This window comes from Streptomyces sp. NPDC034049 (genome assembly GCF_055575575.1).
The window spans coordinates 19,967-30,039 of sequence record NZ_JBVISJ010000030.1 but is presented as its reverse complement, the minus strand read 5'-3'; the positions used below and the strand labels follow the sequence as shown (position 1 = coordinate 30,039).

General features: G+C 71.4%; 12 protein-coding genes and 2 pseudogenes. 11 read left to right on the top strand and 3 right to left on the bottom strand.

The features are described from left to right. The 8 genes and pseudogenes from ACZ52C_RS41030 to ACZ52C_RS40995 all read left to right on the top strand — a co-directional run. Positions 1 to 461: TetR family transcriptional regulator C-terminal domain-containing protein (locus tag ACZ52C_RS41030; RefSeq protein WP_469079630.1), on the top strand; the 461-nt coding region annotated here is incomplete at its 5' end. Positions 462 to 1,146: 685 nt separating this feature from the next. After that, a complete protein-coding gene (locus ACZ52C_RS41025; RefSeq protein ID WP_469079629.1) occupies positions 1,147 to 1,347 on the top strand; it encodes an RraA family protein in 201 nt (66 codons plus the stop codon). Between the two features lie 190 nt (positions 1,348 to 1,537). Further along, positions 1,538 to 2,353, top strand: coding sequence for an oxidoreductase (locus tag ACZ52C_RS41020; protein WP_469079628.1), 816 nt, complete (start codon positions 1,538 to 1,540; stop codon positions 2,351 to 2,353). Positions 2,354 to 2,387: 34 nt separating this feature from the next. Next, positions 2,388 to 3,230, top strand: coding sequence for an alpha/beta fold hydrolase (locus ACZ52C_RS41015; protein WP_469079627.1), 843 nt, complete (start codon positions 2,388 to 2,390; stop codon positions 3,228 to 3,230). A 29-nt stretch (positions 3,231 to 3,259) separates the two neighbouring features. After that, positions 3,260 to 4,936: an NAD(P)/FAD-dependent oxidoreductase gene (locus ACZ52C_RS41010; protein ID WP_469079626.1), complete on the top strand. Its 1,677-nt coding sequence runs from the start codon at positions 3,260 to 3,262 to the stop codon at positions 4,934 to 4,936. An 11-nt stretch (positions 4,937 to 4,947) separates the two neighbouring features. Further along, a complete protein-coding gene (locus ACZ52C_RS41005) occupies positions 4,948 to 6,417 on the top strand; it encodes an ATP-binding protein (protein ID WP_469079633.1) in 1,470 nt (489 codons plus the stop codon). Then, positions 6,414 to 6,565: pseudogene (locus tag ACZ52C_RS41000) on the top strand (UBP-type zinc finger domain-containing protein); the annotation flags it as partial. The gene ACZ52C_RS41005 and the pseudogene ACZ52C_RS41000, both read left to right, overlap by 4 nt. A gap of 18 nt (positions 6,566 to 6,583) precedes the next feature. After that, entirely contained in the window at positions 6,584 to 6,727 is a 144-nt protein-coding gene (locus ACZ52C_RS40995; RefSeq protein ID WP_469079634.1) for a hypothetical protein, read from the top strand. A gap of 198 nt (positions 6,728 to 6,925) precedes the next feature. On the opposite strand, the gene ACZ52C_RS40990 is transcribed toward ACZ52C_RS40995, so the two are convergent. Further along, a complete protein-coding gene (locus ACZ52C_RS40990; protein ID WP_469079625.1) occupies positions 6,926 to 7,111 on the bottom strand; it encodes an acyl-CoA-like ligand-binding transcription factor in 186 nt (61 codons plus the stop codon). Between ACZ52C_RS40990 and ACZ52C_RS40985 the strand changes: the two are divergent. Continuing rightward, positions 7,098 to 7,340 (top strand): annotated as a pseudogene (locus tag ACZ52C_RS40985) (SDR family NAD(P)-dependent oxidoreductase); the annotation flags it as partial. The gene ACZ52C_RS40990 and the pseudogene ACZ52C_RS40985 sit on opposite strands and share 14 nt — an antisense overlap. Positions 7,341 to 7,420: 80 nt before the next feature. Here the strand turns inward: ACZ52C_RS40985 and ACZ52C_RS40980 are convergent. Then, on the bottom strand, positions 7,421 to 8,074 hold the full coding sequence (locus ACZ52C_RS40980) for a hypothetical protein (RefSeq protein WP_469079632.1): 654 nt from the start codon (positions 8,072 to 8,074) through the stop codon (positions 7,421 to 7,423). Positions 8,075 to 8,262: 188 nt separating this feature from the next. Between ACZ52C_RS40980 and ACZ52C_RS40975 the strand changes: the two genes are divergently transcribed. Continuing rightward, positions 8,263 to 8,667: a VOC family protein gene (locus ACZ52C_RS40975; RefSeq protein WP_469079624.1), complete on the top strand. Its 405-nt coding sequence runs from the start codon at positions 8,263 to 8,265 to the stop codon at positions 8,665 to 8,667. 3 nt (positions 8,668 to 8,670) lie between these two features. Here ACZ52C_RS40975 and ACZ52C_RS40970 read toward each other — a convergent pair whose 3' ends face one another. Continuing rightward, complete coding sequence (locus tag ACZ52C_RS40970) at positions 8,671 to 9,360, bottom strand: helix-turn-helix domain-containing protein (protein ID WP_469079623.1); 690 nt, start codon at positions 9,358 to 9,360, stop codon at positions 8,671 to 8,673. A 239-nt stretch (positions 9,361 to 9,599) separates the two neighbouring features. On the opposite strand from ACZ52C_RS40970, the gene ACZ52C_RS40965 reads away from it, so the two are divergent. Further along, positions 9,600 to 10,007, top strand: a complete 408-nt coding sequence (locus ACZ52C_RS40965) for a TetR/AcrR family transcriptional regulator (protein ID WP_469079622.1) — start codon at positions 9,600 to 9,602, stop codon at positions 10,005 to 10,007. The last annotated feature ends 66 nt before the right edge of the window (positions 10,008 to 10,073 follow it).

Here is a 10,073-nt window from a genome sequence, read left to right as displayed (position 1 = left end):
TGATGGAGGCGATGGCCGGCTACTTCGCCCGGCTGGGGCAGGGTCCGCGGAAGGCGCTCGCCGGACCGGACGAGGGCGCCCTGGAACGACTGCACCAGTACTTGCTGCGCGCGGTCCACGGGGTGCCACTCGCCGCCGACGTACCCCCCGCGTCCGACCGGGCAGGGGCGGCCTGCTTCGCCGCCAAGATGGCCCTGGAGGTCGGCGCCTCCGACCCCGAGGTCAAACGCCTGGCCAACGACTGCTTCTCCGTAGTCCGCACGGCGGTGGCCGACTGCGTGCGAGCGGCGCAGCGCCACGGCGACATCGACCCCGACGCCGACCCCGACGACCTCGCCTACCTCCTGCTGACCATCATCCGCGGGAGCGACGTCGTCGGCGCGTACGGCCACAGCCCCGACCGCCTGACCTCGATCGCGGAGAGCGCCTTCGCCCTGCTGCCCCGCCCACACCACCACTGACAAGGACACGGCCGACCTCGCTGCACCGGCATCCGATGCGGCCGGCCCCCTTCGACGCCGCGCAGACACTGCCCGCAGGTTCACGCGCCGCCGGGCGGCGTCTGGGCGGTCGGCGAAGAACTGCGCCCGCCTCCAGTCGAGTCGCTCCACCGCAGGCGCGGTGTCGCCGGACTTGAACTGCACGGTCAGTCACCGAACGCCTCGCCGCAGCAGACGGGGGCACTTCGGCCGCCGCTGCGCCAACTCGGACCGCCTTTGCAGCAATTCGTGCCAGTGCTCCGCCGCGATGCCCTCGCAGAGCCGGGTGCCGTCCCCGCGGACGCGGGCAGCGGTACGGACTCCCGCTGGGCGTCGACGAGTCGGCGACCGGCCCGATCGTCGCCATCCCGCGCCAGCGTCAGCCTGACGTCCTGCTCACCCACGGGGCGAACGCTCCCGTACAACCGGGACCACAACCAGGCACAGGCGACCACCCTGCCGACACGCAGGATCGCCCAGGCCCCGGCCACCACCGCGCACCCGGCCGCTCGTCGCCGTCCAGGAGTTCCAGTCCGAGCCGCGCCGGCCACAGGTCCGCGAGGCCCCCGACCTGCTGCCGGACATCACACCCCGTGTTCGACGTCGAGACCAAGACGATGGGCTGCATGACCGCGCAGGACCACATGGTCCGTCCGAGCCGACGGCCATGGGCTTCCCTGCCTGTTCGCGAGGGGTCTCGGCGCAGGGCCCGGTGAAGGCCGGCCCCGGCCCGGTGACCGCGCCCGCCGTGGTCGCCGGCGCCACCGTCCGACGCGGTGACGTGCTCGCGGCCGACGCCGACGGAGTGCGGTGCGTTCCCCTGCTGCGCCGCGCACACACTCGGCCACCGCCGTCGCGACCAAGGTGAAGCCGACCCACCGTACTTGACAACTCAGTACAGAACCGCCTAGGTTTCTGACTGTTCAGTCCACAACGATCCCGAGCTTGGCCGGACAGGGCTTTGGTCCGGGCTTGCAGGACTGGGGACCGTGTCGGCTGAGCCCAGGCGACCCTGCGCAGGGCACGACGAAGTCGTTCCCGCAACCGAAGGAACCACCATGCAGACAGCTTCCCCCGTGGCCCTTGTGACGGGTGCCTCCTCCGGGATCGGGCGGGCGGCTGCGCTCGCCCTCGTGGGCGCCGGCTTCGCGGTGGTCGGCACGAGCCGCAATGCGGCGAACGCCAAGCCGATCGCCGGGGTGACGTTCCTCGATCTCGACGTGGCCAGCGACGAGTCGGTCCGCTCCCTGGTCGAGGAGGTGATCGAGCGGTTCGGCCGGATCGACGTCCTGGTCAACAACGCAGGCGTGGGCGCGATCGGCGCCGGCGAGGAGAGCTCGATCGACCAGGCCAAGGAGGTCTTCGACATCAATGTCTTCGGCCTGATGCGGATGACCAACGCAGTGCTGCCTCACATGCGCGCCCAGCGCCGTGGCCGCGTGGTCAACGTCTCCTCGGTACTCGGTCTGATCCCAGCCCCCTTCATGGCCGTCTACGCCGCCACCAAGCATGCGGTCGAGGGCTACGCCGAGTCCGTCGACCACGAGCTTCGCGAGCACGGCGTCCGGATGCTGCTGGTCGAGCCGGCCTACACAAACACGAGTTTCGAGGCGAGCAGCATGGCACCCGACTCGCCCCTGCCGATCTACGCCGCGCAGCGGGAGGTCGCCCGAGACGTGCTGGCCACGGCCGTGCGCAACGCCGACGCCCCGGACGTTGTCGCGAAGGTGATCGTCGCGGCCGCCACCGATTCCAAGCCCAAGCTCCGGTACACCGCCGGCCCGATGGCCAGGCGCGTCAGCCTCCTGCGCCGGATCGTGCCCTCGCGCGCCTTCGACCAACAGATCCGCAAGCTCAACCGACTGGCCGGCTGACCCCGCAGCACACCCGGCGCCCGAGGAGACGCACATGGAGTTCGAACACGTCACCTTCGACCTGCCACACGGCACCTTTCACGCGCTGCAGGGTGGTGATCCCGATGGTCGACCGACGGTGGTCCTGCACGGCTTCCCGGACCATCCGCCGACCGCGAAGCCCTTCCTCGCCGAGCTCGCCCGCCACGGACGTCGCGTCGTCGCACCCTGGCTTCGCGGTTACGCGCCCTCCCCGACCGCGGGGCCGTTCGACTTCGCCTCCCTCACCGGCGACGTGCTCGCGCTGATCGACCGCTGGTCTCCCGGGCGAGCCGTGGAGTTGGTCGGCCACGACTGGGGCGCCCTGATCACCTACGATGCCGTCGTCACCGCGCCGGAGCGGATCGAACGCGCGGTCACGCTCGCAGTCCCCCACCCCATGACGTTCCTGAGCCGGCCGCGCCTCGCTCAGCTACGCCGGATCTGGTACATGGGGCTCTTTCAACTGCCGGGAAGCGGCTGGATGGCCGGCGCCCGCGATCTCGCCTTCATCGATCGCCTCTGGCGTCAGTGGTCGCCCGGCCTCTCGCTCGATCCAGCGCTGCACGCGGAGCTGCACGAGCACCTACGGGCGAGCATGCCCGCGCCTCTGAAGTACTACCGGGCGATGCTGCGACCCGGCATGATTGGGGCGACGCGCCGCCTGTCTCAGCCGATCGAGGTGCCCCTGCTGCAGCTTTACGGCGCCGACGACGGCTGTTTCCTCCCCCCGAAGGTCGACGACCGACATCGGTTCGCCGCCCCGCACGCGATGGAGGTCGTCCCCGACGCCGGTCACTTCCTGCACATCGAGGCCCCCGGGGCGATCGCGAAACGGATCGCGGCATGGACCAAGTAGCAGATCACACCACGCGAGGTGGGAGACGTATGGCACAGACCGCGGACGCTGCGCGGACCGTCATCATGACCGTGGACGACGATCCCGGGGTGTCCCGGGCCGTCGCCCGGGACCTACGACGGCGCTACGGCCAGTCGTACCGGATCGTGCGCGCGGAGTCCGGCGAGTCCGCTCTGGAGGCGCTGCGCGAGCTGAAGCTGCGCGGTGACCTGGTCGCGGTGATCCTGGCCGACTACCGGATGCCCCAGATGAACGGCATCGAGTTCCTCGAACAGGCCCTGGACATCTATCCGGGCGCCCGGCGCGTGCTGCTGACCGCGTACGCGGACACGAACGCGGCGATCGACGCGATCAACGTCGTCGACCTCGACCACTACCTCCTCAAGCCGTGGGACCCGCCCGAGGAGAAGCTCTACCCGGTCCTGGACGACCTCCTTGAGGCGTGGCGGTGCAGCGACTACCGGCCGGTGCCCGCCACCAAGGTGGTCGGACACCGCTGGTCGGCCCGCTCGTCGGACATCCGGGAGTTCCTGGCCCGCAACCAGGTGCCCTACCGCTGGTACTCGGCCGACGAGCCCGAGGGGCAGCGGCTGCTCGCGGCGGCCGGACAGGACGGGCAGCGGCTGCCCCTGGTGATCACCCCCGACGGCACCCCGCTGGTCGAGCCGGAGGCCCCCGAACTGGCCGCGCAGGTGGGACTGGCGACGACACCCACGGCCGACTTCTACGACCTGGTCGTCATCGGCGGCGGGCCGGCCGGGCTGGGCGCGGCCGTGTACGGGGCCTCGGAGGGCCTGCGTACGGTGCTGGTGGAGCGGTCGGCGACCGGCGGGCAGGCCGGGCAGAGTTCGCGGATCGAGAACTACCTGGGCTTCCCCGACGGGGTGTCCGGCGGCCAGCTCACCGACCGGGCGCGACGGCAAGCCACGAAGTTCGGCGCCGAGATCCTCACCGCGCGTGAGGTGACCGGTCTGGAGAGCAGCGGGGCGGCCCGGCTCGTACGGTTCGCGGACGGGTCGCAGATCGCGGCACACAGCGTGATCCTGGCGACCGGGGTGTCGTACCGGCAGCTTCAGGCGCCGGGTGCCGACGAGCTGTCGGGCCGCGGGGTGTTCTACGGGTCCGCGCTCACCGAGGCCGCCGCCTGCCATGGCCACGACGTGTACATCGTCGGCGGCGCCAACTCGGCCGGGCAGGCGGCGATGTACCTGTCCAGGGGCGCCAAGTCGGTCACCCTGCTGGTGCGTGGCGCGGACCTTACCGCGTCGATGTCGCACTATCTGATCCAGCAGATCGCCGAGTCGCCGAACATCTCGGTGCGGGCCCACACGGTCGTCGAGGCCGCGCACGGCGACAACGACCTGGAACAGCTGACGTTGCGCGACACGACGAGCGGGCAGACCGAACGGGTCGACGCGCAGTGGCTGTTCGTGTTCATCGGCGCGGCCCCGCTGACCGACTGGCTGGAGGGTACGGTGCTGCGGGACGAGCGCGGGTTCATCCTCGCCGGGCCCGATCTGACCGCCGACGGGCGGCCACCGGCCGACTGGGAGCTGGACCGGCCGCCGTATCACCTGGAGACCAACATCCCCGGCGTGTTCGTCGCCGGGGACGCGCGCGCGGAGTCCGCGAAGCGGGTCGCGTCCGCCGTCGGAGAGGGAGCCATGGCCGTGATGCTCGTCCACCGGTATCTGGAGCAGTCGTGAACGGGCGGCTGATGCCGTGCAGCGCGGCGGAGATCAGCTCGCTGTTCCTCTTCGAGAAGCTGAACTCCGAGCAGATCGAAAGGCTGTGCAGCGAGGGACGGGTCGAACTGTTCGACCCCGGGCCGGTGTTCACCGAAGGTGACCCGGCGACCTGCTTCTACGTGATGATCGAGGGCACGGTCATCATGTCGCGCCGGGTGGGCGGCGACGACATCGAGGTGAGCCGCACGTCCCAGCCAGGGGTGTACGCGGGGGCCGTGATGGCGTTCGTCGGGGACGGGAAACCGCAGCGGTACATGAACTCGCTGCGGGTGCCGGAGCCGACCCGGTTCTTCGTCCTGCCCGCCGAATCGTTCGCGAGCTTCATGCACGAGTGGTTTCCGATGGCGGTCCATCTCCTGGAGGGGCTCGTCCTCGGTTCGCAGACCTTTCAGCGGGCCGTCGGGCAGCGTGAACGGCTGCTGGCGCTGGGCTCGTTGTCCGCGGGTCTCACCCATGAGCTCAACAACCCGGCCGCGGCGGCCGTACGGGCCACCTCCTCGCTCAGGGACCGGGTCGCGCACATGCGCGACAAGCTCAGCGTCATCGCCTCGGGCCCCTACCACCGCGACGCCCTGAAGGCCCTGGTCGACCTCCAGGAGCGTACGGCCGAGCGGGTCTCCAAGGCGCCGGCACTGAGCCCGCTCGAAGCGTCCGACCGGGAGGACGAACTCGCCGACTGGCTCGACGACCACGGTGTCCAGGGCGGCTGGCAGATCGCGCCGACCTTCGTACAGGGCGGTCTCGACGTCGACTGGCTGGAGCAGATCGCGGCGGCATGCGACCAGGAGGAGATCCTGCCGAGTGCCATCGAGTGGCTCACCTACACGGTCGAGACCGAGCTGCTGATGTCCGAGATCGAGGACTCCACCACCCGTATCTCGCACCTCGTCGACGCTGCCAAGCAGTACTCGCAACTGGACCGCGCCCCCTACCAGGTCGCCGATGTCCACGAACTCCTCGACAGCACGCTGCTGATGCTGTCGGGCAAGATCGGTCCCCAGGTCGAGGTCGTGAAGGAGTACGACCGTTCGGTGCCGAGGATTCCGGCCTACCCGGCCGAGCTGAACCAGGTGTGGACCAACCTGATCGACAACGCGGTCTCCGCCATCAAGGACGCGGGCGGCGAAGGGACGTTGACCGTACGCACCGCGCTGGTGCACGACCGGCTGCTGGTGGAGTTCCGCGACACGGGCCCGGGAGTGCCGGCCGAGATCCGCGGCCGGATCTTCGACCCGTTCTTCACCACCAAGCCGGTGGGCGAGGGCACGGGGCTGGGGCTCGACATCTCCTGGCGGATCGTCGTCAACAAGCACCACGGTGACCTGAAAGTCGAGTCCGTACCCGGCGACACCCGCTTCCAGGTGCTGCTCCCCCTCACCGCCACCCGCCCCGACACCGAGCCCGATACCGTCTCCGGCCCGGCCCAGGAGCCCTCATGACCAAGGAGACCGGAATCGATCCCGGCGTCCCGCCCAGCGGGGCCGGCTGCGTTGGTGGTTCCCTCTGCGGCGCTGCGCCCAGTGCGGTCATATCGGCTGCTGCGACGACTCACCCGCCAAGCACGCCACCGGCCACTTCCGGGACACCGCACTGCTGCCCGAGTACGTGATCCCGTCGTTCAGGCTGGCCTACCCCGACGCGCCGGTGGTCGAGATTCCGGGCGCCGGCCACTTCCCGACCGAGGACGCTCCCGAAACGCTGCTGGCACTGCTCGAGCTGTTCCTGCAGACGACGCCCGCGCGCACCTGAATCCTGAATGCCGAAGGGCCGGCTCCGCACGTGCGGAGCCGGCCCTTCGCCGTGCGGCAGGGGTGATGCGCGATGGTCAGGAACAACCGGATCTCGGGATGCATCGAACGGCGCCCTCCGCCCGGACTTGCGGGCCAGTGGACCCGACCCTCGATCATCAGCGCCGCATCAGGGCGGAGATCATTTACGGGACAGGCCTCAGTCAGTGAATGCGCCCATCGCGCGGTCGAGCAGCACCTCCAGGGGGACCTTGCCTTCACAGGCGACCCAGCCGGTCGATGCCGCGTCCGCGCAGGCGAGGGCGGCCGCGACCAGGGCGGTCGGCCTGGGGTCCTCCGGCTGGTCGGGGTCGGTCCCCAGCCGGCGTGTGATGGTCGCGGCCACCGCCCCCAACACCGATTCACTGAAGGACCTGGTCGCCGCGCACGGCGAGGCGATCCTTGCGCTGACCCTGGACGTGACGGACAAGGCCGCCGCCACCGAGGCCGTTCAGCGGGCGCACGCCCACTTCGGGGGCCTGGGCGTCGTCGTCAACAACGCCGGCCACGGCCTGTTCGGCGCCGTCGAGGAGCTGACCGAGCAGCAGGTCCGCGACCAGATGGAGACCAACTTCTTCGGCGCCCTGTGGGTGACCCAGGCAGCCCTGCCGCTGCTGCGCGAGCAGGGCAGCGGCCACCCGTTCCGGCGTGGCGCTCAGCCCGAGGCGCCCACCTCGTTGCGTGGGGCTCCGTCGCCCACCGGGGGCAGGTCACCTCGTTCGACCGGCATACCGTGGGGCGGGGTCTTGTCGCGGTGGCGGGGCGGGAGGAGAAAGGCCAGTTCGGCGTCGGTGGGGCGGTGGGCGGCGAGGGCGGCGGCCCGCAGGACGTCGCGGTCGACGGCGGCCTCGGCGGCGCTGACCCGGACGAGGTGGCCGTCCTCCGGGACCGCGTACTCGTGCTGTCCCGCCGAGGTGCGGTACCAGGCGTCCCCGTCGCGCTCACAGCTGACCGCCTCGCCCGTGCCCTGGCCCACCGGCTCCTCGGCGCAGCTCCCGGCGGTCATCGTGCCCCGGTCGACGAGGAGCAGGAGCTGCGCGCTGTTCCTGCGGGACCAGTAGGCGGCGGAGAACCCGTCGGCCCCGTACACGCCGACCGACTGCCGGGCCAGCGTGAACCCGGGGGACTCGGTGACATAGACGAGCCCCGGCGCGAGGCCCAGCGCCTCGGCACGGGCGTGCAGCTCGGCACGGTCGGGGCGCGGTGCCGGCGGCTGCCGGTCCGCGACCACGACCTTCTCGGTCCCGCAGGCGGTGAGCAGCAACGGCAGCAACGCCAGGGGCAGCAGTACACGCGCGGTACGGAGCATGGACATGCCGTCCATCCTGCCGCACAGATGTTCCACAGGTGAGCCAAAGAGTCCGTTCCGTGAAAGCGCTTGCCCAGCTACCCGATACGGCGATGCCCGATGCGGCGATGCCCGATACGCCGGTGTCCGATACGCCGGTGTCCGATTCCTTCAAGACCGGTCGTCGCCGGTCGCCCTACGGTGGCCACATGACTCCACGACTCGATGCGATCGGGATGGTGGCCTCGGAGATGGCCGCCTCCGTCACCTTCTACCGCAGGCTCGGTTTCGCCTTCCCCGAGGGCGCCGAGAACCTGCCGCACGCCGAGGCCCGACTGCCGGGCGGGCTACGGCTGCTGCTCGACACCGAGGAGACCGTCCGCTCCTTCCATCCGGAGTACCGCCGGGGGACGGGCGGCGGCGCCGGGCTGGCCCTGCTGTGCGACAGTCCGACCGAAGTCGACGCGGTGTACGAGGAGTTGGTCGACGCCGGGTACCACGGTGAACTCAAGCCCTGGGACGCGGAGTGGGGCCAGCGCTACGCCGTGGTCCTCGACCCCGACGGCAACGGCGTCGACCTCTTCGCGCCCCTGCCGTCGCCCACCGAGGGCTGATCCCTACCGCCCACCGAGCAGTTCGCCGAGCGGCATTCCGACCAACTCCCGTACATCACGGGCGAGATGAGCCTGGTCGGCGTAGCCGGTCCGGGCCGCCGTCTCGGCGAAGGGCACGCCGTCCCGGGCGAGCGCGAGCGCCCGCTGCAGCCGCAGCACGCGAGCCAGCGTCTTCGGTCCGTACCCGAACGCGGCAAGCGACCGCCGATGCAACTGCCGGGCGCCGAGCCCGAGTTCGTCGGCGGTCACCGCGACGGGCCGGCCCGCGTCGAGGGCGTGGACGACCTGCCGCAGCACCGGGTCGGGCCGCCCCACCTCGGCCGCCCGCTCCAGGACCACCTCTTCGAGTCCGGTCGACGGATCGTCCGCCGCGTTCACCCGGGCGGTGAGCCGCCGCACGACCGCCGGGGACCACAGCTCGGCCAGCTCCACCCGCCGGTCCCGCAACTCGTGCGCGGGGACTCCCAGGAAGTCGGGCGCCTGGCCGGGGAAGAACCGCAGCCCCGCCCAACCGCTGGACCGCCCTTCGGCGACGTATGCCGTCGTGTCCGGCCCGGCGACCAGCAGCCGCCCGTCGTTCCACAACAGGTCCATGCACCCGTCGGGCAGCACCCGCCCCGCACCCGGCGGCCCACTCGGACTGTTGGTCCACACCACGGCCCCACCCAGCCGAGACGCCCTTTCGACATACACAAGAAGAAGGCTACGCCCGGGGCCACCGGGCACCACCTCGCCCTCACGGGGCGCGGAGAACTGCGCGAGCGACCACGAACCACCCGCAGACCGCCGCGCCGACGCCCACGCCCACGCCCACGCCCACGCCCACGCCCACGAGGGCACTGCGCAGGCTCACCCCATCGTCGAACCATTCGCCGCAGATCGCGTTTGACCTCGGCCTCCGAGTAGGCCGCCCTGCCCTGCCCGGGACGGAGGTGAGCCGACGTCGGCTCGTCGCCGAGGCCGTGTGTCTCGCCGACGAGCGCGGGCCGGAGGGCACGACCCTGCGCGACGTCGCGGCGCGTGCGGAGGTGTCGAGGGTGCCGTCTGCCGTCCAGCGGTGCTTCCGCACCAAGGAGGAGATGCTCGTGTTCGCCCTCGGGCACATCGGCGAGCGGATCGGCGAGCATGTGCGGGACCGCCTCGCCGGGAGCCCGGGCCGGTGCCCTGGGACGCGCGGCGCGAGGCCCGCGCCCTCCTCGCCCTCGCGGACGGCCACCACACACGTCCTCGTCGGCCACCCCACCCCGCAGCAGGCGCACGACGTCCTCCACGCAGACCTGGCCCGCCCCCGGGAGCGACAGGCCGGCCCGTCTCGCTCCCGTGAGAACCGGGACACGTGAGGCGAGGAGGCGGTCGGCCGGTCGGGCCGCCCGGGTTCGGCGTCGGACGCCACCGGAGGCGAGCAG